This window comes from Halobacillus sp. Nhm2S1 (genome assembly GCF_019599545.1).
Taxonomy (GTDB): Bacteria; Bacillota; Bacilli; order Bacillales; family Halobacillaceae; genus Halobacillus.
On sequence record NZ_JAIEZV010000007.1, the window covers coordinates 34,754 to 60,239 of the forward strand.

Annotated in this window: 25 protein-coding genes, 1 rRNA gene and 2 other annotated features; all 26 genes read right to left on the minus strand. The window is 44.8% G+C overall.

Features of this window, described 5'->3' with window-relative positions; genetic code table 11:
* Window positions 1-18 precede the first annotated feature (18 nt).
* Window positions 19-3,546, minus strand: coding sequence for a DNA-directed RNA polymerase subunit beta (gene rpoB, locus K2225_RS19480; RefSeq protein ID WP_220586242.1), 3,528 nt, complete (start codon window positions 3,544-3,546; stop codon window positions 19-21).
* A gap of 311 nt (window positions 3,547-3,857) precedes the next feature.
* Window positions 3,858-4,466: a class I SAM-dependent methyltransferase gene (locus K2225_RS19485; protein ID WP_370632789.1), complete on the minus strand. Its 609-nt coding sequence runs from the start codon at window positions 4,464-4,466 to the stop codon at window positions 3,858-3,860.
* A 149-nt stretch (window positions 4,467-4,615) separates the two neighbouring features.
* Window positions 4,616-4,981, minus strand: a complete 366-nt coding sequence (gene rplL / locus K2225_RS19490; protein ID WP_160917558.1) for a 50S ribosomal protein L7/L12 — start codon at window positions 4,979-4,981, stop codon at window positions 4,616-4,618.
* A gap of 50 nt (window positions 4,982-5,031) precedes the next feature.
* Window positions 5,032-5,532 (minus strand): 50S ribosomal protein L10, encoded by a 501-nt coding sequence (gene rplJ, locus K2225_RS19495; protein ID WP_089654444.1) that lies wholly within the window; start codon window positions 5,530-5,532, stop codon window positions 5,032-5,034.
* A 43-nt stretch (window positions 5,533-5,575) separates the two neighbouring features.
* Window positions 5,576-5,721: a sequence feature (ribosomal protein L10 leader region), on the minus strand.
* Between the two features lie 50 nt (window positions 5,722-5,771).
* Entirely contained in the window at window positions 5,772-6,467 is a 696-nt protein-coding gene (gene rplA, locus K2225_RS19500) for a 50S ribosomal protein L1 (RefSeq protein WP_146818485.1), read from the minus strand.
* A 117-nt stretch (window positions 6,468-6,584) separates the two neighbouring features.
* The gene (gene rplK / locus K2225_RS19505; protein WP_035511717.1) at window positions 6,585-7,010 is read right to left on the minus strand and encodes a 50S ribosomal protein L11; all 426 of its coding nucleotides are present in this window, start codon (window positions 7,008-7,010) and stop codon (window positions 6,585-6,587) included.
* A gap of 152 nt (window positions 7,011-7,162) precedes the next feature.
* Complete coding sequence (gene nusG, locus K2225_RS19510; RefSeq protein ID WP_220586244.1) at window positions 7,163-7,699, minus strand: transcription termination/antitermination protein NusG; 537 nt, start codon at window positions 7,697-7,699, stop codon at window positions 7,163-7,165.
* A gap of 129 nt (window positions 7,700-7,828) precedes the next feature.
* On the minus strand, window positions 7,829-8,005 hold the full coding sequence (gene secE, locus K2225_RS19515) for a preprotein translocase subunit SecE (protein ID WP_146818489.1): 177 nt from the start codon (window positions 8,003-8,005) through the stop codon (window positions 7,829-7,831).
* Between the two features lie 40 nt (window positions 8,006-8,045).
* The gene (rpmG, locus tag K2225_RS19520; protein ID WP_074736204.1) at window positions 8,046-8,195 is read right to left on the minus strand and encodes a 50S ribosomal protein L33; all 150 of its coding nucleotides are present in this window, start codon (window positions 8,193-8,195) and stop codon (window positions 8,046-8,048) included.
* Window positions 8,196-8,274: 79 nt separating this feature from the next.
* A complete protein-coding gene (sigH, locus tag K2225_RS19525) occupies window positions 8,275-8,931 on the minus strand; it encodes an RNA polymerase sporulation sigma factor SigH (RefSeq protein WP_146818491.1) in 657 nt (218 codons plus the stop codon).
* An 81-nt stretch (window positions 8,932-9,012) separates the two neighbouring features.
* Window positions 9,013-9,522, minus strand: coding sequence for an NYN domain-containing protein (locus K2225_RS19530; protein ID WP_220586245.1), 510 nt, complete (start codon window positions 9,520-9,522; stop codon window positions 9,013-9,015).
* Window positions 9,523-9,525: 3 nt separating this feature from the next.
* Window positions 9,526-10,269: a 23S rRNA (guanosine(2251)-2'-O)-methyltransferase RlmB gene (gene rlmB / locus K2225_RS19535; RefSeq protein ID WP_220586246.1), complete on the minus strand. Its 744-nt coding sequence runs from the start codon at window positions 10,267-10,269 to the stop codon at window positions 9,526-9,528.
* A complete protein-coding gene (locus K2225_RS19540) occupies window positions 10,269-10,673 on the minus strand; it encodes a Mini-ribonuclease 3 (protein WP_220586247.1) in 405 nt (134 codons plus the stop codon). The genes rlmB and K2225_RS19540 overlap by 1 nt, the downstream gene beginning before the upstream one ends.
* A 4-nt stretch (window positions 10,674-10,677) precedes the next feature.
* The gene (gene cysS, locus K2225_RS19545) at window positions 10,678-12,078 is read right to left on the minus strand and encodes a cysteine--tRNA ligase (RefSeq protein WP_220586248.1); all 1,401 of its coding nucleotides are present in this window, start codon (window positions 12,076-12,078) and stop codon (window positions 10,678-10,680) included.
* On the minus strand, window positions 12,068-12,724 hold the full coding sequence (gene cysE / locus K2225_RS19550; protein WP_146818519.1) for a serine O-acetyltransferase: 657 nt from the start codon (window positions 12,722-12,724) through the stop codon (window positions 12,068-12,070). Before cysE ends, cysS begins: the two co-directional genes overlap by 11 nt.
* Window positions 12,725-12,801: 77 nt before the next feature.
* Window positions 12,802-13,020, minus strand: a binding site (T-box leader).
* A gap of 44 nt (window positions 13,021-13,064) precedes the next feature.
* A complete protein-coding gene (gene gltX, locus K2225_RS19555; RefSeq protein WP_220586249.1) occupies window positions 13,065-14,534 on the minus strand; it encodes a glutamate--tRNA ligase in 1,470 nt (489 codons plus the stop codon).
* A gap of 57 nt (window positions 14,535-14,591) precedes the next feature.
* Window positions 14,592-15,782, minus strand: coding sequence for a bifunctional 2-C-methyl-D-erythritol 4-phosphate cytidylyltransferase/2-C-methyl-D-erythritol 2,4-cyclodiphosphate synthase (locus K2225_RS19560; protein WP_220586250.1), 1,191 nt, complete (start codon window positions 15,780-15,782; stop codon window positions 14,592-14,594).
* Window positions 15,783-15,880: 98 nt separating this feature from the next.
* Complete coding sequence (locus tag K2225_RS19565) at window positions 15,881-16,975, minus strand: PIN/TRAM domain-containing protein (RefSeq protein WP_220586251.1); 1,095 nt, start codon at window positions 16,973-16,975, stop codon at window positions 15,881-15,883.
* A 154-nt stretch (window positions 16,976-17,129) separates the two neighbouring features.
* The gene (gene disA / locus K2225_RS19570) at window positions 17,130-18,203 is read right to left on the minus strand and encodes a DNA integrity scanning diadenylate cyclase DisA (protein WP_220586252.1); all 1,074 of its coding nucleotides are present in this window, start codon (window positions 18,201-18,203) and stop codon (window positions 17,130-17,132) included.
* Window positions 18,204-19,583, minus strand: a complete 1,380-nt coding sequence (radA, locus tag K2225_RS19575) for a DNA repair protein RadA (RefSeq protein WP_146818509.1) — start codon at window positions 19,581-19,583, stop codon at window positions 18,204-18,206.
* A 255-nt stretch (window positions 19,584-19,838) separates the two neighbouring features.
* Entirely contained in the window at window positions 19,839-22,298 is a 2,460-nt protein-coding gene (clpC, locus tag K2225_RS19580; protein ID WP_146818511.1) for an ATP-dependent protease ATP-binding subunit ClpC, read from the minus strand.
* 18 nt (window positions 22,299-22,316) lie between these two features.
* Window positions 22,317-23,387 carry a protein-arginine kinase McsB gene (mcsB, locus tag K2225_RS19585; protein ID WP_220586253.1) on the minus strand — a complete coding sequence of 357 codons (1,071 nt, stop codon included), beginning with the start codon at window positions 23,385-23,387 and terminating at the stop codon, window positions 22,317-22,319.
* Window positions 23,387-23,935, minus strand: coding sequence for a protein-arginine kinase activator protein McsA (gene mcsA / locus K2225_RS19590; RefSeq protein WP_220586254.1), 549 nt, complete (start codon window positions 23,933-23,935; stop codon window positions 23,387-23,389). Before mcsA ends, mcsB begins: the two co-directional genes overlap by 1 nt.
* Before the next feature lie 20 nt (window positions 23,936-23,955).
* A complete protein-coding gene (locus K2225_RS19595; RefSeq protein WP_220586255.1) occupies window positions 23,956-24,420 on the minus strand; it encodes a CtsR family transcriptional regulator in 465 nt (154 codons plus the stop codon).
* A gap of 166 nt (window positions 24,421-24,586) precedes the next feature.
* The gene (locus K2225_RS19600; protein ID WP_220586256.1) at window positions 24,587-25,279 is read right to left on the minus strand and encodes an MgtC/SapB family protein; all 693 of its coding nucleotides are present in this window, start codon (window positions 25,277-25,279) and stop codon (window positions 24,587-24,589) included.
* An 84-nt stretch (window positions 25,280-25,363) separates the two neighbouring features.
* Window positions 25,364-25,477 (minus strand): 5S ribosomal RNA (gene rrf, locus K2225_RS19605).
* Between the last annotated feature and the right edge of the window lie 9 nt (window positions 25,478-25,486).

Consider the following 25,486-nt stretch of genomic DNA (forward strand, 5'->3'; position numbering starts at 1 on the left):
AGCAGCAGTGTTTCTATCTTAATCGTCTAAGTTCAAATTCTCGGATTCTTTGGTTTGCTCTTCTTCGATATCACGCATTTCGATCTCTTGTTCATCACCAGAAAGGATCTTCACATCCATACCCAGACTTTGCAATTCTTTAATCAGAACCTTGAACGATTCTGGCACTCCAGGTTCAGGGACGTTGTCACCTTTAACGATGGCTTCGTACGTTTTCACACGGCCGACGACATCATCTGATTTCACAGTCAAGATTTCTTGAAGAGTATAAGCAGCACCATATGCTTCAAGTGCCCATACCTCCATCTCACCGAAACGCTGACCACCGAATTGTGCTTTACCACCAAGCGGTTGTTGTGTAACCAATGAATATGGTCCTGTAGAACGCGCGTGAAGCTTATCATCAACCATGTGCGCAAGTTTAATCATATACATGACACCTACGGATACACGGTTGTCGAACGGCTCACCTGTACGTCCATCATAAAGGATTGTCTTGGCGTCACGAGCCATTCCTGCTTCTTGCAATGTCTCCCAAACGTCTTCCTCTCGTGCACCGTCAAATACTGGGGTAGCAATCCTTTCACCCATCAAACGAGCAGCCATACCCATGTGCAGCTCTAGTACCTGACCGATGTTCATACGTGATGGAACACCTAGTGGGTTCAACATGATGTCAACCGGTGTACCATCTGGAAGGAAAGGCATATCCTCTTCTGGAAGAATCTTAGAGATAACACCTTTGTTTCCGTGACGACCAGCCATCTTATCCCCTTCAGAAATCTTACGCTTCTGAACGATATAGACGCGGATCAATTGGTTCACACCTGGTGGAAGTTCGTCACCGTCTTCACGGTTGAAGATCTTCACATCAAGGACAATTCCGCCTGCACCGTGCGGCACACGCAAGGAAGTGTCACGAACTTCGCGGGCTTTTTCACCAAAGATTGCGTGAAGAAGGCGTTCTTCTGCAGATAGTTCTGTCACACCTTTTGGCGTAACTTTACCAACTAGCAGATCTCCATCACTTACTTCAGCACCGACGCGAATAATACCGCGGTCGTCCAAGTCACGAAGAGCATCTTCACCAACGTTCGGAATGTCACGGGTGATTTCTTCTGGTCCAAGCTTCGTATCACGAGCTTCAGACTCATATTCTTCAATGTGAATGGACGTGTACACATCATCTTTAACGAGACGTTCACTCATGATGATCGCGTCCTCATAGTTGTAACCGTCCCATGTCATGAAGGCAACAAGCGGGTTTTGACCCAGTGCCAGTTCACCCATATCCATGGAAGGTCCGTCAGCCAGGATTTCACCTTGCTTAACGCGATCTCCTTTAGAAACGATTGGACGCTGGTTGTAACAGCTTCCTTGGTTAGATCGAATGAATTTCTGCAAACGGTAGCGATCAAGATCTCCTTCGACCTCTTTCCCATCCACTTCAGAAATGCGGCGCACGCGAACTTCTTTCGCTTCTACACGCTCAACAATTCCTTCGTGTCTACAAATGACTGCAGCACCAGAATCTTTACCAGACACATACTCCATGCCTGTACCGACAAGCGGTGCATCAGGTTTAAGCAATGGTACCGCTTGACGCTGCATGTTCGCACCCATCAAGGAACGGTTGGAGTCATCGTTCTCTAGGAAAGGAATACATGCGGTCGCTGCAGAGACAACCTGCTTCGGTGATACGTCCATGTAGTCGATTCGGTCGCGACTAACAACGGTGTTCTCACCACGGAATCGTGCGATAACTTCTTCATCTGTAAAGGCTCCATCATCTTCAAGCTTGGCGTTTGCCTGAGCGACTACGTAATTGTCTTCCTCATCAGCCGTAAGATAATCGATTTGCGCTGTTACTTTATTCGTATCTGGATCAACGCGGCGGTAAGGTGTTTCAATGAAACCAAACTCATTCACTTTCGCATAGGAGGAAAGGGAGTTGATCAAACCGATGTTTGGTCCTTCCGGCGTTTCGATCGGACACATACGACCATAGTGGGAGTAGTGTACGTCACGAACTTCAAATCCTGCACGCTCACGAGTCAGACCACCAGGTCCTAATGCTGAAAGACGGCGCTTGTGCGTCAGCTCTGCCAACGGGTTCGTTTGGTCCATGAACTGAGACAATTGCGAGCTTCCGAAGAACTCTTTGATGGATGCAATAACAGGACGAATATTAATCAATTGTTGTGGTGTGATGGAAGATGTGTCTTGGATAGACATACGCTCACGAACCACACGCTCCATACGGGAAAGACCGATACGGAATTGGTTCTGCAGCAATTCACCAACAGAACGCAGACGGCGGTTTCCAAGGTGGTCGATGTCATCTGTTCCACCCACATCGTGCAACAAGTTGAAGAAGTAGCTGATAGAAGATAGGATATCCGCAGGAGTAATGTTCTTCACGTCACGGTCGATGTTTGCATTGCCGATGACATTGATGGAACGTTCACCTTCTGGGTCCGTCGGGTCAACAATTTTGACAGACTGAACCTGGATAGGATCTTCAAGGACACCGTCCACCGGCTCCAGCGTTTCTTCACTCAATGTGCCTTCTTCGTCATCAAAGTGAGGGATCAGCTTATTCAATAGACGACGATCAATCTTGTCCCCTTTTTCAGCGATCACTTCGCCTGTTTCTTCATCCACTAGCGTTTCTGCCAGCGTCTGGTTGAACAAACGATCTTTGATGTGAAGCTTTTTATTCATTTTATAACGACCCACACGGGCTAGGTCATAGCGTTTCGGGTCAAAGAAACGGGAAACAAGCAAGCTTTTCGCATTTTCTACTGTCGGCGGCTCGCCAGGGCGTAGACGCTCGTAGATCTCAAGCAACGCTTTCTCTGTGTTTTCCGTATTGTCTTTTTCCAACGTGTTCTTCAAGTATTCATTATCACCAATAAGATCGATGATCTCCTGGTCCGTTCCGAATCCTAGAGCACGTAAAAGCACGGTGATCGGTAACTTACGAGTACGATCGATACGGACGTGCACCACGTCTTTTGCATCGGTTTCAAACTCAAGCCACGCTCCGCGGTTCGGGATGACGGTAGCTGTGTAACCTCTCTTACCATTCTTGTCAATCTTCTTGTTAAAGTACACGCTAGGAGAACGAACAAGCTGAGAAACGATAACACGCTCAGCACCATTAATTACAAAGGTACCTGTGTCCGTCATAAGCGGGAAGTCACCCATAAATACTTCTTGTTCTTTCACTTCTCCCGTCTCATTATTTAAAAGACGTACTTTCACACGAAGTGGTGCGTTATATGTTACATCGCGATCCTTTGACTCATCGACTGGATACTTTGGTTCGCCAAGGCTGTAGTCCACAAACTCCAGTGACAAATTACCTGTGAAATCTTCGATTGGGGAAATATCCTGGAACATTTCCTTCAAACCTTCTTCTAAGAACCAATCATAAGAAGCGGTTTGAATTTCAATCAAGTTCGGTAATTCTAATACCTCACTGATGCGTGCATAACTTCTACGCTGGCGGTGTCGTCCATACTGAACTAGTTGACCTGTCAACTGATTCACCCCTCAAATCAAGCATTTTAATAACGAAAAAAGGGTCCGGCAAGACATGCCGAACAGGCTTGCGGTTGATCTTGCCACAAGCACTATTTAAACATCCGTTTCACAACGAATGGTGATTCTTCATTTCTCTCTAACGTTAGACAAAAAAGAAAAAGGCTTTTCATACATAAAAACCTCATTTACTTTCAGTGTTCGATTTTACCATTCTGACCATCTATCAACTTTTTATACATATTTCTAAAAAAAGACTTGACAGACTTCAGATATATTGGCATTTTTCAATACTAGCACAAGTAATAGGGCTAGTCAAACTTTTTAGCTTTAAGGATGTAGTACCCTTTCTGCTTTTCCATGACCTCTGCATTACCGAACAGTTCTTCGAGTTTCTTCTTCGCAGACGGCGCCCCCTGCTTCTTTTGAATCACGACCCACAACTCTCCTTCACCAAGTAGAGCTTCCTTCGCTTCTTCAAACATCTTGTGGACGACTTGTTTCCCGGCTCGGATAGGTGGGTTTGTTAAGATAGCGGCAAACCTCTGATCTTCTACCCCTTGCAAACGATCACTTTCTTGAATCGTGACGTTCACAACTTCATTATCCGCGGCATTCTTTTCCGCAAGTCCGAGGGCTCTCTCATTCACGTCGACCATGACTACGTGGCGACCTTCGTATGCTTTAGCTAGAGACAAACCGATTGGTCCATACCCACACCCAAGGTCAAGAATGTCACCTTGGACATCTGGTTCTTGAAAGGTTTCGATCAACAAACGCGATCCGAAATCCACTTCTTTTTTAGAAAAGACGGCATTATCCGTCGTAAATGCGAACACATGACCGAGCAACTCAAAGTTCCACGTCTTTTCTTCACTGCCCGTCGTTGTTTTCTTTGAATAGTAATGCTCCGACATAATCCGAACACCTTCTTTTTCATCTATTGAAATGGCAAGGTTTATTCCTGATTCTAGCAAGTCTAGCAAAACATGCGAGCTCTTGCTTAATATGCCTGTTAAGAAAAAGAAAGCCCGCCGATAAATCAGCGAGCTTTACTTTAAACATTCTCTTACTTAACTTCGACAGAAGCGCCTGCTTCTTCAAGCTTAGATTTGATCTCTTCAGCTTCTTCTTTAGAAACAGCTTCTTTGATTGTTGCTGGAGCACCATCAACCATTTCTTTCGCGTCTTTAAGACCAGCACCAGTGATTTCACGTACTGCTTTAACTACTTTGATCTTAGAAGATCCAGCAGATTCTAGTACTACATCAAATTCAGTTTGCTCTTCAGCAGCTTCGCCACCTGCAGCAGGCGCGCCAGCAGCAACTGGAGCTGCAGCAGATACACCAAATTCTTCTTCAATTGCTTTAACTAGGTCGTTAAGCTCAAGAACAGACATTTCCTTAATCGCTTCGATAATTTGTTCGTTAGACATGAGAAATTTCCTCCTTAGTTTTTGTTGTTATAGTTTAAACGAACGCTAACTTACGCGCTTTCTTCTTCTTTTTGATCCGCGATCGCTTTTGTAGCGTAAGCGAAGTTGCGGATAGGTGCTTGTAGTACGCTTAGGAACATAGATACAAGACCTTCGTAGTTTGGAAGGTTTGCAAGTTCTTTGATTTGCTCAAGAGTTGCAACTTGTCCTTCAACTACCCCACCTTTGATTTCAAGGCTATCGTGATCTTTAGCGAAGTTGTTCAATACTTTAGCCGCAGCTACAGCATCGTCTTCATGGAAAGCGACAGCTGTCGGTCCTTGAAGGACTTCGTTAAGTTCAGATAGTTCGACTTCGTCAGCAGCACGACGGACCATTGTGTTTTTATACACTTTGAAATCTACGCCTGCTTCACGAAGCTGGGTACGAAGTTCAGTAACTTCTGCTACATCAAGTCCGCGGTAGTCTACAACGACTGCAGATTTACTGTTGCGGAACTTGTCAGCCAAGTCAGATACAATCTGTTTCTTCTGTTCGATAACACTGCTCATTGTTCCACCTCCTATTGACTTTTCATCATACCGTTCGAAGGTTTTACTCATAGAAAAACACCTCCACATAGACATGGAGGTGTTTCATAGAGCAGGGCAGACTGCGCTGCTCTATTTATATCACACACCTCGGCAGGACTTTAAGCGGAAACCCGCACCTGCTGTCTACGGTACAACGTATTTATTTATACAACGCTACCTAGTATATATCGTAGATAACGGAAAGTCAACACTTTTTATTACTTCGTGTAACCAGAAACGTCTACTTTGATTCCAGGCCCCATCGTAGATGAAACAGCAGCGTTACGCATATAAGTTCCCTTAGATGCTTGTGGCTTCGCCTTAACAAGTGTTTCAGTGATTGCTGCGAAGTTTTCAGCCAGCTTGTTCTCATCGAAAGAAGCTTTTCCGATTGGAACGTGGATGTTTGCTGCTTTATCAACGCGGTATTCTACTTTACCAGCTTTGATTTCGTTAACAGCTTTTTCTACTTCGAATGTCACTGTACCTGTTTTAGGGTTTGGCATAAGACCTTTTGGTCCTAGTACTCGACCTAGCTTACCAACTTCAGCCATCATGTCAGGAGTTGCTACTACGACATCAAAATCGAACCAACCTTGGTTGATCTTGTTGATTAGGTCTTGTTCACCTACGTAGTCAGCACCTGCTGCTTCTGCTTCTTTCGCTTTATCACCTTTAGCGAAAACAAGCACACGCTGAGATTTACCTGTACCGTGTGGAAGCACCATCGCGCCACGGATCTGTTGGTCCGCTTTCTTAGGATCTACACCTAGACGGAATGCTGCTTCGACAGTTTCGTCAAAGTTCGCTTTTGAAGTTTCTTTTACAAGCTTGATGGCTTCTTGCACATCGTAAGCTTTTGTACGGTCAACAAGCTTCGCTAGCTCTTGTTGCTTTTTTGATTTCTTAGCCATTATTAATTTCCTCCTCGTTGTGGTTTTAACGGATTTTCCTCCCACGAATAAAGGTTGCGAAAGAGTCACAAGCTCCATTTCCGCAACCTTTTCCTATCTCCATGTGACGCTGTGGGATTAATCTTCGATCGTGATTCCCATGCTGCGCGCTGTACCTTCAACCATGCGCATAGCAGCTTCAACGTCAGCAGCGTTCAAATCAGGCATTTTCGTTTCTGCGATTTCGCGTACTTGGTCGCGTTTAACAGAAGCTACTTTGTTACGGTTCGGTTCACCGGAACCTGATTCAACTCCTGCCGCTTTCTTAAGAAGAACAGCAGCTGGTGGAGTTTTTGTAACGAATGTAAAGGAACGGTCCTCATAAACCGTAATTTCTACTGGAATGATCGTACCTGCTTGTTCCTGTGTACGAGCGTTAAATTCCTTACAGAATCCCATGATGTTAATACCTGCTTGACCAAGTGCTGGTCCAACTGGCGGTGCTGGGTTCGCTTTACCTGCAGGAATCTGAAGCTTTACAACATTAATAACTTTTTTAGCCACGAGACACACCTCCTTAAAGTCCGTGATGTGGTAATAGGGTTCAACCCCTCCCACTCATTGCGATATCTACGCAATCGCCCTCTTTTGGGGCGCATATAGAACATAAAAATTCTAGCATCTTTATTTCTAATATGCAAGGGGAGAGATGAATTTTATAATTTTTCGATTTGGGTAAAGTCTAACTCTACCGGGGTTTCACGCCCGAACATATTGACGTGGACTTTCACTTTTTGTTTGTCCGTATCAATATATTCAATGGATCCTGTGAAGTTTGCGAAAGGTCCGTCTGTCACCTTAACACTTTCCTTCACATCGAAGTCAACCTCCGCTTTAGGCTGTTCGTTCATACCCATGCGCTTAAGAACCGTTTCTACTTCTTCAGGCAGGAGAGGGATCGGCTTGGATCCAGAACCGGTGGATCCCACGAAACCAGTCACACCTGGTGTATTTCGGACCACGTACCAGGAATCATCTGTCATGACCATTTCAGCCAATACATACCCAGGGAACACCTTTTTCTTGGCTACTTTCCTTTTGCCATTCTTAATTTCTGCTTCTTCGTCCTCGGGAACAAGAACACGAAAGATCTTGTCTTCCATTCCCATTGATTCCACACGCTTCTCCAGGTTTGTTTTTACCTTGTTCTCATATCCTGAATAGGTGTGCACTACATACCATCTTTTTTCCATATTCGCAGGACAAGTGCTTGCCCTTCCCTCCCTTATACTAGAGTTGATGAATATTACTCCAACATGAAAAAACCCGCTGGACGGGTTTTTTGTAAGTCTATCTCCTATTATAGCATAAAATCCACTCTACTATTCTTGAGCAATGAGTTCAAGCACCTGGGAAATCCCAAGATCTACAATAGCGAAGAATACAGCTACGAAAGCGACAGTTAAAATAACCGTAACCGTGTACTTATACAGTTCCTGACCTTTAGGCCAGCTCACCTTCTTCATCTCTCGTGCTACATTCTTGAAGAACTTAAACATGCTGTAATACCCCCAAACTTGCGCCAACTGGCTTCCTTCTCTATTTCGTCTCGCGATGTAAAGTATGCGTTCCGCACTTTTTACAAAACTTGCGGACTTCAAGACGTTCGGATTGGTTGGATCGATTTATATATGAACTATAATTCCGACTTAAACATTCTGTACAAGCTAAAATGACTTTTTTTCTCATTATCCGTCACCTCAATCTAGAGAGGTTTACACATACTCACTAAATGTAGCACTCTTACCGATTACTGTCAATGCAGCTCTTATAGAGTGATTTCGTTGATTTCCAAGTATTTTTCGAGCTTTCTCTTCACACGTTGTAAAGCGTTATCAATAGATTTCACGTGTCGATCGAGCTCGACCGAAATCTCCTGGTAGGAACGTCCGTCCAAGTAGAGGGTCAGCACTTTTTTCTCTAAGTCACTTAATAACTCCGACATTTTCTCTTCCATATCAGAGAACTTTTCTTTATTAACAATCAATTCTTGTGGGTCGATAGCTTTTGAACCAGCGATGACATCCAGTAATGTCCGATCTGATTCCTCATCATAAATAGGCTTGTCCAAAGAGACGTAGGAATTCAATGGGATATGCTTCTGTCTTGTGGCGGTTTTAATTGCGGTGATAATTTGACGGGTGACACATAACTCTGCAAAGGCTTTGAAGGAAGATAGTTTGCCTTCTCTGTAATCGCGGATGGCTTTGTAAAGACCGATCATCCCTTCCTGGACGATATCCTCCCGATCTGCGCCAATCAGAAAGTAAGTCCGAGCTTTCGCGCGCACAAAATTCTTGTACTTATTGATCAAGTAATCTAGCGCCTGGACTTGTCCTTGATTGATCCGTTCAACGACTTCTTCGTCATCAAGCTTGCTAAGATCCAAATCGTTGATGCTTTTCTCCGTTTGTAAGATGCTCACACAGGATCCCTCCGACCGTGCTACCTCAATATAGCAATATTATACAGTACGATTCTGAAAAGCGTCAACAAGTTGTCAGAATTATTTATCTCCTCGCCGCCATTTCTCAAAAAGTTCCCTGACCTCTTTATTGATTGGAATCTTAGATTGATAAGGATATTGATTCTGGCTTTCGACATCTTTCTCTATTTGGTTTTCAATATTTTTCACTTCGATATACAGCTCTCTTGCTGATTTCCTGAAGGCTCCCTGCCCGAAAATGGTTCGTTGTTCCGCATAATCTGACGTCGCTACATAAACTTGTGTACGAACATCATTCAATTCTCCAGCCAGCTTTTCGATTCGTTCATCAGCGGTTTCATTTTCTTTTGTAAAGATGACTTCCACTTTGTAATTTTTTTGTTTTTTTTCAACTCCCCGGACATGATAAGCATCAAAAACAACCATGATCCGGTCCCCGGTATAAGATTGATACTCCGCCATCATTTCTATAAGGAGATCCCGGGCCTGCCCGAGATCTTTTTCCTTTAAACTTTTCAATTCCGGCCAAGCGCCAATCATGTTATATCCATCGACGATTAAGACGTTCATGCCTTACTCCCCTAACGGATGACGCTTCCTGTAAACTTCGTACATTAAAAGGGAAGCCGCTACAGACGCATTCAAAGAAGTCACTTCTCCAGCCATCGGCAGGCTGACGGTCCAGTCGCATTTATCTTTCGTTAATCGGCTCATGCCGCGGCCTTCACTTCCAATGACGAGGGCAATTGGCATGTTCCCGTCAAGCTGGCGGTAATCCTCCGTGCCAACAGCATCAGTTCCGACGACCCAGACAAACCTTTCTTTTAGCTCATCAATGGTCCTGGCAAGGTTCGTTACACGAGCAACCGGAATATATTCAATCGCACCTGTCGACGTTTTCGCAACAGTTGCCGTTAAAGACACCGAACGCCTCTTCGGAATGATAACCCCATGTGCTCCTGCCGCATCTGCCGTCCGCAGAATGGAACCGAGGTTATGAGGATCTTCAATTTCATCACATATAATGAAAAATGGAGGCTCGTCCTTTTCTTCCGCTTTCGCAAATAAATCTTCCAAATCACTGTATTCATACGCAGCTACAGAAGCAATGACCCCCTGGTGGTTTCCATCAACAAGCTGATCTATTTTCTTCTTCGGCACTTTTTGGACAATGAGTCCCTGTTCTTTGGCCAGCTGTTCAAGCTTTTTATACGCCTGGTGCTGCAGTTGATCTGATACCATCACTTTATTGATCGGTCTGCCTGACCGGATGGCTTCCTGGACTGAATTCTTTCCGATGATCCATTCTCCATTCATTACGCTTCACTCCTTTCTTCAACAATTTGAATGGCATGTTGTATCAATGTTTCCAGCCGCTTCGTTTGTCCGGATAAATATAAATACCCCAACACCGCTTCGAATGCGGTCGAATATCGATAGGTCTGTACGTTGGTGTTCTTAGGGACGGATCCAGATTTTGCGTTCCGCCCCCTTCTAAGCACACCTTCCTCTTCTTCCGTGAGCCTTCCTTCTTCCTGCCATACACGGACAACATCCGCCTGTGACACAGCAGACACGAACCGGATCGCTGCCTGGTGGAGGTGTTGAGGCATAACCTCTCCTTTTTCAAGCAGATGCTCCCTGACGTAAAGCTCATACACAGAGTCGCCCATATAGGCGAGAGCAAGACTCTTCATCTGTTTCGCATTTGCGATCGTCATAACCTTACCCCCGCTTCCATCTCGTGCCCTGAGAGGTATCTTCAAGGATGATGTTACGGTCTTTCAACTCATCACGAATTTCATCGGCACGCGCGAAGTCACGGTTCTTTCTCGCTTGCTTACGCTCTTCGATCAGAGCATCCACTTCCTCATCAAGCAACTCTTCCTGCGCCTGGAGCGGAATGCCGAGGACCCCTGTCAATTCTTCGAACAACTCTTCAAAAGCCGTTAAGACCTTTTCATGAGTCTGGTCCTCCTGCAAATATAAGTTCGCAGCTTTAGTTAAATCGAACAAGACGGAAATCGCATTCGCTGTGTTAAAGTCATCATCCATTTCCTTAATGAACTGCTCTTTAAAACCAGCCACTTTATCGAGCCATTCGCTTTGATCTTCCTCCAAACTCATCGTGGAATTTTTCCGGTGTTGAATGTTCTCATACGCATTCTTGATGCGATCAAAGCTGCTTTTCGCCCCTTTCAACAACTCATCACTGAAGTTGATTGGATGACGGTACTGCACACTCAGCATGAAAAAGCGGATCACTTGAGGATCGTGCTTTTTCACAAGATCATGGGCAAGAATGAAATTTCCGAGGGACTTCGACATTTTTTCATTATCAATATTAATGTACCCGTTATGCATCCAATAACGGGCAAAAGATTCCCCATTATGTGCTTCTGATTGAGCGATCTCATTTTCGTGGTGCGGGAACGTCAAATCCTGCCCGCCTGCGTGGATATCGATGGTTTCGCCAAGGTATTTCTTCGCCATCGCGGAGCACTCGATATGCCAGCCTGGGCGGCCTCTTCCCCAAGGACTATCCCAAGTAATTTCGCCTTCCTTTGCATCTTTCCAAAGGGTGAAGTCAAGCGGATCTTCTTTTTTATCCCCAACTTCAATGCGGGAACCGGATCTTAACTCATCAATGGACTGATGGGAAAGCTTCCCGTATTGATCGAAGGAACGGGTACGGAAATACACGTCTCCTCCCGCTTCATAAGCGAATCCTTTGTCGATCAAACCCTGGATGAAGCTGATGATCTCATCCATGTTTTCCGTCACACGTGGATGATCCACGGCTTCTTTGACGCCTAGTGCACCGACGTCCTCTTTGTAAGCCTCAATAAAACGATTGGCGATATCTGTAACACCTTCGCCCATTTCATTCGCTGCTTTGATCAATTTATCATCAACATCTGTAAAGTTGAGCACATAATGCACATCGTAGCCTCTGTATTCAAAGTACCTTCTCACTGTATCGAATACGATCGCCGGTCTTGCGTTCCCGATATGAATGTAGTTGTAAACCGTCGGTCCGCATACGTACATTTTCACTTTTCCTTCTTCGAGCGGTTGGAATGGTTCTTTTTTTCTTGTCAGTGTGTTGTATATGTTAATTGCCATGTTGGTTCACTCCTTTGGTTTCCTCCAATTGTTTACGCAGTTCCGCCATTTCCTTCTCAATCTCGTTCAGCCGGTCGTACACAGGGTCTGGAAGTTTATGATGGTCCAGGTCCTTCTTCTGAACTTTCTTTCCATCTTGAATGACGACATGACCAGGGATGCCGACGACGGTCGAATTGTTCGGAACATCGTGGAGTACAACAGAACCTGCCCCCACTTTAGAGTTTTCCCCAATCGTGATCGACCCCAGCACCTTTGCTCCCGTAGCTACTAATGAGTTGTCAAGAAGCGTCGGGTGTCTCTTTCCTTTTTCTTTCCCTGTCCCTCCAAGCGTTACCCCTTGAAAAATCGTTACGTTATCCCCAATCTCACACGTTTCCCCAATGACAACACCCATGCCATGGTCGATGAAGAAGCGACGTCCGATTTTCGCTCCGGGATGGATTTCAATGCCTGTCAGGAAGCGGCTCCACTGAGAAATAAGCCGGGCCAGGAAGAAAAACTTCCGTTTGTGACAAGCATGGGCCACCCGATGTGCCCATATCGCATGTAGTCCTGAATACGTCAGGATCACTTCAATATAAGAACGAGCAGCAGGATCTTGATCGAACACCACATCGACATCTTCTTTAAACATTTTGAACAGCCCCATACTTGCTCCCCTCCTTGTACTGAAACAGAAGCGTTCCCATAAAAATAAAAAACGCGTCTCTGTGCCAATGGCACAGAGACGCGTCAAACGTGGTTCCACTCTGTTTGGGATCGGCTAATCCGCCTTTCCCCGCTTCACCCTTGATAACGGAAGGTACCCGCTTCAGCGTACTTCGTTCAGCTGAAGACTCCGAGGTGCATTTCAAAGGCTTCTCTACGAATCACTTCCAGCCGTGGTGATTCTCTCTGTAGAAGAGAGGGCCTCTTACTTCTCCTCATCAACGTTTCGTATAGGTAACTCTACTATATGATATTCTTTCCCACTTGTGAATGAATTAAGCTTGCAACTTGCTTAATACATCATTCAGACGGACCGTTACCGTTTCTAGTCCAAGCAAGTGAATCGCATTTGGAAGTTCAGGACCATGGGTTTGACCTGTTGTCGCTACACGGACAGGCATAAACAACTTCTTCCCTTTATGGCCCGTCTCTTTCTGAACCGCTTTGATTTGTTTTTTGATGTTTTCAGGTGTGAACTCTTCCAGCTCATGAAGGTTCTTCTTGAACGTTTCCAATACTTCCGGTACTTGTTCTCCTTCAAGGACTTCCATCGCAGCTTCATCATACTGAATTTCCTGTTTGAAGAACAATTCGGTCAGCTCGACGATTTCTTCCCCGTAGCTCAGTTGTTCCTGATAAAGGCTGATCAGTTCACGCGCCCACTTACGATCTTCCTCGTTCATATCTTGAGACAAACGTCCAGCCTCAACTAAATGAGGAAGGGCAAGATCGACTACGCGGTCCAGATCAGACGCTTTGATGTACTGATTGTTCATCCATTTCAGTTTCGCCGGATCGAAAACCGCCGGTGAAGTAGAAAGGCGATCTGCATCGAAGATCTCAACAAGCTTGTCCTGGGTGAAAATTTCTTCTTCCCCGACTGGTGACCAGCCTAGTAAAGTGATGAAGTTGAAGAGAGCTTCTGGAAGATAGCCAAGATTCTTATACTGCTCAATAAACTGAAGAATGTGCTGATCACGCTTACTCAGCTTCTTACGCTCTTCGTTAAGAATCAACGTCATATGACCGAACTTCGGCGCTTCCCAATCGAACGCTTCATACACCATCATTTGTTTCGGTGTATTGGAAATATGCTCCTCCCCACGAAGGACGTGTGTAATTTTCATTAAGTAATCATCGATCGCAACAGCGAAATTATACGTTGGTGTTCCGTTCTGCTTAACGATGACCCAATCACCAAAATCACTGGATTCAAAAGTGATGTCGCCACGGACGATATCATTGAACGTGTACGTATGGTTTTCAGGGACACGGATACGAATACTAGGCTTACGGCCCTCCGCTTCAAATGCGGCGATTTGTTCCTCTGTAAGGTCTCTGTGGGCACCAGAGTATTTCGGAGCTTCGCCTCGTGCCATTTGCGCTTCACGTTCTGCTTCAAGCTCTTCTGATGTCATATAGCATTTGTAAGCAAGACCGCGTTCCATCAGTTCGTCGACATATTTCTTATAAATATCCAGACGTTCCATCTGACGGTAGGGACCATATTCGCCCCCTTTTTCTGAACTCTCATCCCATTCGATTCCCAACCACTTCAAGTAGTCGAGCTGGCTCTTTTCTCCACCCTCGACGTTTCGCTTTTCATCCGTATCCTCAATACGAATGACTACCTTTCCACCTGCATTTTTCGCATAAAGGTAGTTGAATAGAGCCGTCCTTGCATTACCAATGTGAAGGTGCCCTGTTGGACTTGGTGCATAGCGCACCCGTACTTCGTTAGACATAATTGTTCTCCTTTCCTATTCCGGTCTATATCCTTGACTTATTTTATCATTTTTTGTTTAGGAATGCTGATTATTTTGCAAAAGGACGACTGCCTGTGCGGCAATTCCTTCTTTCCGGCCCGTAAAACCGAGTTTTTCTGTCGTCGTTGCTTTCACGTTGATCCGTCCAGGTTCCACTCTAAGGAGGGAAGCGATATTTTCACGGATTTTTTCAATATATGGAGCCATTTTAGGGGCTTGGGCAATGACCGTACAATCCATATTCCCAAGTTCATACCCATGCTCTGTCACGATATCCCACACGTGCTGAAGCAATTTGCCGGAGTCTGCATCTTTAAATGCCGGATCGGTGTCTGGAAAATGTTTACCGATGTCTCCTTCGCCTATTGCTCCAAGACAGGCATCTGCAATGGTGTGAAGCAGAACATCTGCATCTGAATGGCCGAGCAGGCCTTTCTCATGTGGGATTTCAATACCTCCGATGATACATGGACGTCCTTCCGTCAACTGGTGTACATCAAATCCTTGGCCGACACGAAACATAGGGCCATCCTCCACCTTTCCTTTTGTTTGGTTACTCAAGTAAGCTTGGGCTTTATGTAAATCTTCCGGAGTCGTAAGCTTGATATTGTCATAGCTTCCCTTTACGATGGCCACTTCTTTATCCAACCGCTCCACGAGGGAAGCATCATCTGTGCCGTAGTATCTGCTTTTCCTCGCCTGTTCATGCGCTTCATAAATTAAATCATAAGCGAAGGCTTGAGGCGTCTGAGCTGCCCATAGCGTACTTCTATCCAGTGTATTCAAACCATGATCCGACTTCTGCTTAATTGTATCCGTCACAGGGACAGCAAGAAGAGCGGCCTCTTTTTCGTATGCCGTCACAGAAAGTTCGTGTAATAGCTCTTGCGGTACGAACGGGCGCGCCCCGTCATGAATAAACACAGGAAGCTCTCTGTTCCGAACGGCCCGGAGCCCTTCAAATACACTATCCTGCCGTTCTGCTCCACCATCGACGAGGTGAACCGGCTGACGGAGCGGATATTCTTTTAGAAGTTCTTCCATCTGAGACCGTTCGCGCTCATTGGTTACTAGGATCAACTCTTCACACCACTCATCTTGATCAAAGGCGGAAAGAGTATGACAGATCAACGGCTGGTCCCCGATTTTTAAGAACTGTTTATTGCGACCTGCGAGCATCCGTTTGCCCTGGCCTGCCGCAAGTATAATGGCTGTATATTTTTTCATGCGTATCCATCCTACGTTTGTTTAGACGTTCATAAAACAACAAAAGCGATAACACGCATGTTATCACTTTTGTCATTCTCTATTTGTTTATACCGTTTTTATAAGGCTTTTTCAAGTGATTTCGGCTTTGCAAAGATCATACGGCCAGCCGATGTCTGCAGCACGCTGGTGACCACGACTTCAATCGTCTTTCCGATAAAGTCTTTCCCTTCTTCGACCACGATCATCGTGCCGTCATCCAAGTAAGCGACCCCTTGATTTTGTTCTTTCCCATCTTTGATCACTTGAATCGTCATCTCTTCTCCAGGTAGCACGACCGGCTTGACAGCATTCGCAAGATCATTAATGTTCAAGACTTGGACATTTTGAAACTCACAGACTTTATTCAAGTTGAAATCGTTCGTGACAACAATCCCGTCCATCACTTTAGCGAGCTTCACAAGCTTACTGTCTACTTCCTGAATATCCTCAAAGTCCCCTTCGTAAATTTCAACATTCACCGGAAGGTCTTTTTGAAGACGGTTCAAGACATCCAATCCACGACGACCTCGGTTTCTTTTCAAACCATCAGATGAATCGGCGATGTGCTGCAATTCTTCCAATACGAATTGCGGAATCACAATGGTTCCTTCAAGGAAATGTGTGTCACATATGTCCGCAATACGGCCATCGATGATCACACTTGTATCCAAAATTTTTCGTTTCGGAATCAGATCAGGATCCACAGCATTATCTTCTTGACGTTCGTCGTCAAGCTTCTTGTCTTTCTTTGAAACCAAGTTCAAGAATTCATCCTTACGCTTAAAGCCGACCTGAAAGCCAAAGTAACCCAATAAAAATGTTAAAAAGATCGGAACGACCTGGTTCACCACTTGAATCTGGATATCTTGTACAGGGATATTGATCAAGTAGGCGATGATCAGCCCAACAATCAAACCGAGACTTCCGAACAGCAAATCCGCTACCGGTGCCCGGACGAGGGTATCCTCGACCCACCTTAAAAAATCGACAATATAATCCACAATCCAAAAAGTAAATAAAAATAATATAAGTGCTCCTAGTACGGCCCCTAAGACAGACTGAATCCAATTCTGCCAAGTCAGCCCCATGGTTGTAAATAGCTCTGGAAAATAGAGGTAACCGATAGTTCCGCCGGTTATGACAATAAACAACTGTACGATACGTTTAAGCACTTGTATTCACCTCCTCAAACACAGTATGACCAAACCTAACAACCATTAACCATATAAAAAAGGAATGATGGTTTTTAACTTAGCACAACTTCCAAATTAAGTCAATGAGCAAACAAATTATCATATCACATTGTTCACAAATAAGTCAATATTCTTATATATGTCGATCCACGAACAACTGTTCTTGTATGCGGTCAAGGCCATCTCTAATTTTCATAGCACGGATCTCCCCTACACCATCAACTTCTACAAGCTCTTTCGGAGAAGCCTGAATCAACTCTTCCAACGTACCGAATCTTTCAACCAAATGTTCAATGATGAGAACAGGAAGCCTGGGGATCCGGCTCAAAATCCGGTATCCTCTTGGAACGATAGGATCCGTCAACTTCGTATTCACTGAATACCCCATAAGTTTCAGTACCTGCTCATCGGAGAGAAGTTCCGTATTGGTGATTTCCTGCATTTTTCTCAGTATATAATAGGGTTCATAATCAGGGCGCTTACTGTAATCCCGGAGGAGCAAGGTTGCTTCATCTTCGATATTTGAAACTAATTCCGTTAATTGCAGCTGAATCAAACGGCCCTCTGTACCAAGCTCATTCACATAGTTTAAGATCTCCGTCTTCGTCCGAAGAACCATTTCAATCCGGTGGACGACCTGTACGACTTCAGAAAAGGATACCATGTTTTCAAACTCCATCGCACCGAGGTTTGTCACGCTTTGATCGAGCACATTTTTATACTTTTCCAGGGTCTGGATCGCCTGGTTCGCCTTCGTCAAAATAACACCAATATCTTTCAGTGAGTAACGGAGCGACCCTTTATACAGAGTGATCACGTTTCGGCGCTGAGATATAGCTATGACGAGAGCGCCCGTTTGTTTAGCCACACGTTCGGCCGTCCGGTGTCTCATCCCCGTTTCCGTGGAGAGGATATCAGGATCCGGCATCAATTGCGCATTGGCATAAAGAATACGCGTCCCTTCATCATTTAATATTAATGCCCCATCCATTTTCGCCAGTTCGTAAAGATGAGCAGGAGTGAAATCAGACTGGATATGGAACCCACCATCCACAAGGTCCCGCATATGGTCGCCATATCCGAGCACAATCAACCCCCCGGTTTTTGCACGAAGGACATTGTCAATCCCGTCTCGTAAAGGGGTCCCAGGTGCCACCAGTTGAAGAATTTCTCCGATTCCATTTTCTTTGATTTCATGCCATTCCATTTATGAATCCCCCAGTGTAACCTTCATGGCCTCCTGAACGGTACTGACACCGATCACTTCAATTTGAGAAGGAGGCGTCCAGCCATCCATGTTCTTTTTCGGGATGATGACCCTTTTGAAGCCTAACTTCGCCGCTTCCTGGACTCTTTGTTCAATTCTTGCTACTCTTCGTATTTCACCCGTCAAGCCAACCTCTCCAACTACGACGTCGTCTCCGTTTGAAGACTGATCCCGAAAACTTGAGGCAATGCTGATCGCAACGGCTAAGTCAATCGCCGGCTCATCCAGCTTCACGCCACCAGCGACTTTCACATAGGCATCCTGGTTCTGAAGCAAAAGCCCCGCTCTCTTCTCCAAAACCGCCATTAAAAGTGGCACACGACTGTTATCAAGGCCTGTGGCCATCCGTCTCGGGTTGCCATAGGCCGTAGGTGAAATCAGTGCCTGGATTTCAACAAGGACGGGTCTTGTCCCTTCCATGGAAGCCACGACAATCGAACCTGCAGCCCCTTGCGAGCGTTCCTCAAGAAAAATCTCGGAAGGGTTCAGCACCTCCTCCAAACCTTTCTCCTTCATTTCGAAGATTCCCATTTCATGAGTGCTTCCGAAACGGTTCTTCACACTTCTTAGAATTCTGAACGTGTGATGCCTTTCTCCTTCAAAATAAAGGACTGCATCGACCATGTGTTCAAGCAGACGTGGACCCGCAATTGAACCTTCTTTAGTAACATGCCCCACGATAAAAATTGGAATACCTTTGCTTTTTGCGATTCTCATCAAATGACTCGTACACTCACGAACTTGAGAAACGCTTCCCGGAGCAGAGGTGACGTCTTCTTTAAAAATCGTCTGAATCGAGTCTATGACCACAAACTTTGGTTCAATATTTTCGATTTGATTGATGACATCCTGTAAATTCGTTTCTGATAAAACATAGAGTTCATCGGACGTAATGTCCAAACGTTCCGCCCGAAGCTTCGTTTGTCTCGATGACTCCTCACCGGATATGTAGAGGACAGGAAAGTCTTTTTTCGCGATTTGCGCAGAGACTTGAAGTAAAAGAGTGGATTTACCGATTCCCGGATCTCCACCGATCAAAACTAAAGACCCCGCTACGATTCCTCCACCTAAGACCCGGTTGAACTCAGGCATATCCGTTGGCATACGCGGTTCTTTTTGAGACTTAATTTGTGTGATTTTTTCTGGTTTCGTTGTTGCGGAAGTGGAGCTTGTCTGAAACACATGTCTGGAATTCGCCGGAGCAGCCGTCATTTCTTCGACCAGCGTGTTCCATTGATTACACCCCGGGCATTTCCCCATCCATTTAGGTGTCTCATACCCACATTCCTGGCAAACAAACTTCGTTTTCCTTTTTGCCAAGATTATCTCGCCCCTTATTCTTATTATTTTATACGTAAAAGATTGTGAATGAGTTTCACAATCTTATCAATTGTATTAAATCATTTATAGTAAAATCATAGCGGAAGATGAAAAAAATCGGAAGGCAAACCCTTCCGATTTTTCTTAGGCTCTGTTCACTTTATGATGGATGTCTTTGAAATAGAAGAAGGGGAGCAGCCCTTTCTCCGCGTTCGTTCAATCATCCGTGAGTCTAGCCTTACTTTAAGAATCTATTTAATTTGTAGACTCTTGCTGTGTGTGGACGACAAAGTTCTTATCATCATCAAGGTCAATTTTCACACTTTGCCCTTTGGCAATGTTCTCTTTCAAGAGTTCTTCTGAGAGCAGGTCTTCAACGTTCTTCTGAATAGAGCGGCGCAATGGACGTGCTCCGTATTCAGGATCAAACCCTGATTCTGCAATATGCTGAATAGCGGCATCAGACAAGACGAAGTCGATTTCTTGCTCTTTCAGACGTTTACGCAGTTCTTCTACCATCAAGGTTACGATATCTTTCATGTGTTTTCTCTCCAGGGAGTGGAACACAATCGTTTCATCGATACGGTTCAGGAATTCTGGACGGAACGCTTTCTTCAACGCATCCGTAACTTTAGACTTCATGTCTTTGTAGTCCTGATCCGTATCACCCATGGAGAAGCCAACATATTTGTTCTGCTTCAATTCTTGAGCTCCTACGTTGGAGGTCATGATCAACACTGTGTTACGGAAGTCAACGACGCGTCCTTTGGAATCAGTCAGACGTCCATCTTCAAGAACCTGGAGTAAAATGTTGAATACTTCCGGGTGCGCTTTTTCAATTTCATCAAGGAGGACGACAGAGTATGGCTTGTTGCGTACTTTCTCTGTTAATTGTCCGCCTTCATCATAACCGACGTAACCTGGAGGTGAACCGACAAGACGGGACGTGCTGTGTTTTTCCATGTATTCAGACATGTCGATCCGAATCATCGCATCTTCTTCTCCGAACATGCTTTCTGCTAACGCGCGAGCAAGCTCTGTTTTACCGACCCCTGTTGGTCCAAGGAAGATGAAAGAACCGATTGGACGTTTTGGATCTTTAAGTCCGGCACGGGCGCGGCGGATCGCTTTGGAGATCGCTTTGACCGCTTCTTCCTGGCCAATCACACGGTTATGAAGCGTATCTTCAAGATGAAGGAGGCGTTCGCTCTCATCTTTCGTCATCTTGGAGACAGGCACTCCCGTCCATGTGGATACGACAGAAGCAATGTCTTCAACTGTAACTTCGGAGTCTTCCTGGCCTTGTTTTTCTTTCCACTCATCTTTCGTTTGTTCCAATTCATCTCTCAAGCGCTGTTCACTGTCTCTTAAGGAAGCGGCTTTTTCAAATTCCTGACTCTGGACAGCGGCATCCTTCTCTTTTCGCACCTCTTCAAGCTTCTGCTCTAACTCTTTCAAGTTCGGTGGAGCTGTGTAGGAGCGAAGACGAACTTTGGATGCAGCCTCATCAATCAAGTCAATCGCTTTATCCGGTAAGAAGCGGTCTGTGATGTAACGATCAGAAAAACGAACCGCAGATTCGATGGAATCGTCTGTAATCGTTACACGGTGGTGCGCTTCATAACGATCACGAAGACCCTGCAGGATTTGGATCGATTCATCAAGATTCGGTTCATCCACTTGAATAGGCTGGAACCTACGCTCAAGTGCAGCATCCTTCTCAATATATTTACGGTACTCATCAAGGGTTGTCGCACCGATACATTGCAATTCACCACGGGCAAGGGACGGCTTAAGAATATTAGATGCATCAATGGCACCTTCTGCGCCACCAGCACCAATCAACGTGTGAAGCTCGTCGATGAACAGGATGATGTTCCCTGCCTGGCGAATCTCTTCCATCACTTTTTTCAAACGGTCTTCAAATTCACCGCGATACTTGGTACCCGCAACGACAGTACCCATATCAAGGGTCATCACGCGCTTATCGCGAAGGATTTCCGGAACTTCATTATTCATGATCTGCTGAGCCAGACCTTCGGCGATGGCTGTTTTACCAACACCGGGCTCACCGACAAGAACCGGGTTATTTTTCGTACGACGGCTCAATACTTGAATAACACGTTCAATTTCTTTACTTCGACCGATGACAGGGTCAATGTTACCCTCTTTCGCAATCGCCGTAAGGTCACGGGCAAGGGAATCGAGGGTCGGTGTATTCGCATTCGCCGCCTGAGCCCCTGATCCGCCACCACGACGGTTTTGACCACCTGTGGACTCATTGTTACCGAGGAGTTGTAAAACTTGCTGGCGGGCTTTATTCAAGCTTACACCCAGGTTATTCAGGACACGGGCAGCCACGCCTTCTCCTTCTCGGATTAACCCCAGAAGAATATGTTCTGTTCCCACGTAAGAGTGTCCCAGTTTACGAGCTTCATCCATGGAAAGCTCAATGACTTTTTTCGCACGAGGTGTATAATGAATCGTTTGGGAAACTTTCTCTCCCTTACCGATCAATTTTTCTACTTCTTGTTGGATTTTTGAAGACTCAAGACCTAATGCAGTCAGAGCTTTGGCAGCAATGCCTTCCCCTTCGCTGACTAAGCCTAAAAGGATATGCTCTGTGCCAATGTTATTGTGACCTAACCGAACAGCTTCTTCCTGTGCCAGCGCCAATACTTTTTGTGCTCTTTCTGTAAATCGCCCAAACATCATGGACATTCCCTCCTAACATTATTCTTCATTCTCTAATTGAAGTCGTTCTCGAATTAAGGATGCTCTTCTTACATCCCTTTCATCAGGGGATAAAGTAGTCTTTGCGTATTGTTGCAAGAATCCGGGCTGTGTAAGAACCATCAATTCATTTAAGATCGTGCGCGGGATATGATCGATGAATCCTAGATCGATGCCCAATCTTAGATCAGAAAGGCATTTCGCCGCTTCCTTAGATTCTATGATTCGACTATTGGTCAAAACACCATAGGAACGAAAGATACGGTCTTCCAATAGAATACTCGAACGGGTCATCAATGCTTCTCTTGCTTTTCTCTCCTGCTCAATCAGCTGCTTGACAACACTATGGAGATCCTCAACAATATCCTCTTCTGATTTACCAAGGGTAATCTGATTGGATATCTGATAAATATTCCCCAATGCTTCACTGCCTTCCCCGTAAATGCCTCTCACCACAAGTCCCAGCTGGTTAATGGCAGGGGTCATCCGGTTGATTTGGTTCGTCATGGATAGGGCGGGTAAATGCATCATGACAGAAGCTCTCATTCCCGTACCCACATTAGTCGGACAGGCGGTCAAATAACCCCTTTTCTCATCAAATGCATAATCCACTTTCTCTTCCAGCCAATCATCCAACTGGCTAGCTTGTTCCAGTGCCTGATCCAACTGAAAGCCAGGGAAATATAACTGTATGCGAATGTGATCCTCTTCATTAATCATGATTGAAACTTGTTCATTTTGTGAAATGAGAGAGGCCGACTTTTCCGCTTTTTCAGCCAAGTGTGGACTGATCAAATGCTTTTCTACCAGTACTCTCTTTTCAATCGGCTGCAAATCTTTCATTTGGACCAGCTCAAAATCTTTATAATCCCTGAAAGACTTCTTTTGAAACTCTTGATGAAAAAATTCCAAAACTTTATTCAAAGTCTCTTCAGAAGCAATGATAGGAAAAGGATGGTGTGAAAAGTTACGAGCAAGTCGTATACGGCTACTGAGTACAATATCGCTGTCCGGACCTTCTTGTTTCATCCATGGACTAAGGGCTTCATTCATAAATTGCTGTAAAGACATTACTCATCACCATCCTCCCTATGATGAAGTTGACTTTCTAAAGATCTGATCTTATCTCTAACTTTCGCTGCCTCTTCGAATTCTTCCTGCTCAATTAATTGTCGAAGATTAGTTTTATATTCTTCCATCTCTTTTTTTAGGTGCAAGTTGCCACCTTCACGTTTCGGAATTTTCCCATCATGCCTGGTGTTCCCACTGTGAACACGGCGCAAAATAGGGTTCAGACGTTCATCAAACGTTTTATAGCATTCCGCACAACCAAACTTCCCGATCCTTGCAAACTCCTCATAGCTGAGCCCGCAATTGGGACATTTCAGTTTTGGCTTTTGAGTATATGAGTGAGCGCTCTGCCCGTTTAAAGGAGAAGGTCCTTCCGAATGGAACAGACCTGAAAGGAGATCATTCAAGGTGAAGTTCTCTTCCCCGTAATTCATGTACCCATTTTCCTTCGCACATTTTTCACATACATGGACTTCTGATTTCTGACCATTAATTACCTGCGTCAAATGGACGGTAGCAGGACGCTGATGACATTTCTGACACTCCATCTGAATCTCTCCCTTCTCACTCAACATTTATATTTAAGGGTGAATAGCATGGCAGTCATGATTCGCGCACGCACTTCATCACGAAGAGGTAAAGAAAAAGCAAGAACGTCGCGATCAATGACACTTGCCATCAGTTTGCTTTCCCGATCAGTGATGATCTCATAGTCTACCAACCGTTCAAGCACATCGATGGCTTTCGTTTGGGATACATGAGGGTTGATAAGCTCTATTACCTCTTCAATCATCTCTGATCCCTTGCGATGTTGGATTCGGCTGATACGAATATATCCGCCTCCTCCTCTTTTACTTTCCACTATATATCCTTTTTCCACAGTAAAACGCGTTTTAATCACATAATTGATCTGAGAAGGTACACAATCAAACTTCTCGGCAAGTTCACTACGTTTGATCTCAATCGCCTGGTGCCGATTTTCATCTAAGATCTCCTTGAGATATTCTTCGATAACATCAGAGATATTCCGCATGCTCCCTCCCCCTCTTTTGACTTTGACTATCTTTGACTTTAATTTTATTATACTCATTTTCTTTTGTCATGCAACTTGTTTGTTTAGAAGAATTACATCTTCTATGTTTCCCCTTTTCCCCATGAAATAAAACAAAAAAACTGCACAGAATCAACTGTGCAGTCCTTTAATACTGATGTCCACATTCTTCTACACCATCCATCAAAGAAAGACGCTCTAAAAGAAGGGATCGATTATACCTTTGTCCTTTATTCAGTTCAACGACAACCTTTTTTTGACTCTGATCCAAAGCAACAATATCTATCTTCCTGATTTCCAAGCTCATTTGTTCAAATACAGTTAATACTTTATTAACCGGGGCATCCTTAGCGATGGTCACTTGGTAAATGTTCTTCCGATTCCCATTAAACTTTTCCTTTTCTATCTTATTGAGGAAAACTAAGCTCATAAGGACGAAAATTGTTGTGACCGTTGCCACATCATACATTCCTGCACCAACGACAAGACCTATCCCTGCAACCGTCCATATGGACGCTGCTGTTGTTAATCCTCTGATCGTCATCCCATTGACAATAATTGTTCCTGCGCCTAAAAACCCGATGCCACTAATGACATAGGATGGGATACGAGCTGGGTCGAAACGGACATGTTCATACTGATCAATGAACGTCTCAAATCCATACAAAGAAAGGAGCATCATCATACAAGCCCCGACGCCCACAAGAATATGGGTACGGAAGCCGGCCGAATGATTTTTAACTTCCCTTTCAAATCCAATCAACCCTGAAAGAATAAGTGCAAAAAATAACCGGAAGATAAACAAAAGAATGTCATCATGAAAAAAATATGACCAGTTCAATCTACCCCTCCTTTCTTTATGTCTATGTTTAAAGAAGTTGATATAGAAAAAAACCAGAAGAATGATCTTCTGGTTTTTCAAATGACGTGGCGGCGTCCTACTCTCACGGGGGTAAACCCGACTACCATCGGCGCTGAAGAGCTTAACTGCTGTGTTCGGCATGGGAACAGGTGTGACCTCTTCGCCTTCACCACCACATCAATATAA

Coding starts and splice junctions, on each gene's coding strand:
- rplL (WP_160917558.1), bottom strand. CDS start 4,981: ATGTCTAACGAACAAATTATCGAAGCGATTAAGGAAATGTCTGTTCTT.
- rplJ (WP_089654444.1), bottom strand. CDS start 5,532: ATGAGCAGTGTTATCGAACAGAAGAAACAGATTGTATCTGACTTGGCT.
- rplA (WP_146818485.1), bottom strand. CDS start 6,467: ATGGCTAAGAAATCAAAAAAGCAACAAGAGCTAGCGAAGCTTGTTGAC.
- nusG (WP_220586244.1), bottom strand. CDS start 7,699: ATGGAAAAAAGATGGTATGTAGTGCACACCTATTCAGGATATGAGAAC.
- secE (WP_146818489.1), bottom strand. CDS start 8,005: ATGTTTAAGTTCTTCAAGAATGTAGCACGAGAGATGAAGAAGGTGAGC.
- rpmG (WP_074736204.1), bottom strand. CDS start 8,195: ATGAGAAAAAAAGTCATTTTAGCTTGTACAGAATGTTTAAGTCGGAAT.
- K2225_RS19530 (WP_220586245.1), bottom strand. CDS start 9,522: ATGAACGTCTTAATCGTCGATGGATATAACATGATTGGCGCTTGGCCG.
- rlmB (WP_220586246.1), bottom strand. CDS start 10,269: ATGAATGGAGAATGGATCATCGGAAAGAATTCAGTCCAGGAAGCCATC.
- K2225_RS19540 (WP_220586247.1), bottom strand. CDS start 10,673: ATGACGATCGCAAATGCGAAACAGATGAAGAGTCTTGCTCTCGCCTAT.
- cysS (WP_220586248.1), bottom strand. CDS start 12,078: ATGGCAATTAACATATACAACACACTGACAAGAAAAAAAGAACCATTC.
- gltX (WP_220586249.1), bottom strand. CDS start 14,534: ATGTCTAACGAAGTACGGGTGCGCTATGCACCAAGTCCAACAGGGCAC.
- K2225_RS19560 (WP_220586250.1), bottom strand. CDS start 15,782: ATGAAAAAATATACAGCCATTATACTTGCGGCAGGCCAGGGCAAACGG.
- disA (WP_220586252.1), bottom strand. CDS start 18,203: ATGGAATGGCATGAAATCAAAGAAAATGGAATCGGAGAAATTCTTCAA.
- clpC (WP_146818511.1), bottom strand. CDS start 22,298: ATGATGTTTGGGCGATTTACAGAAAGAGCACAAAAAGTATTGGCGCTG.
- mcsB (WP_220586253.1), bottom strand. CDS start 23,387: ATGTCTTTACAGCAATTTATGAATGAAGCCCTTAGTCCATGGATGAAA.
- mcsA (WP_220586254.1), bottom strand. CDS start 23,935: ATGGAGTGTCAGAAATGTCATCAGCGTCCTGCTACCGTCCATTTGACG.
- K2225_RS19595 (WP_220586255.1), bottom strand. CDS start 24,420: ATGCGGAATATCTCTGATGTTATCGAAGAATATCTCAAGGAGATCTTA.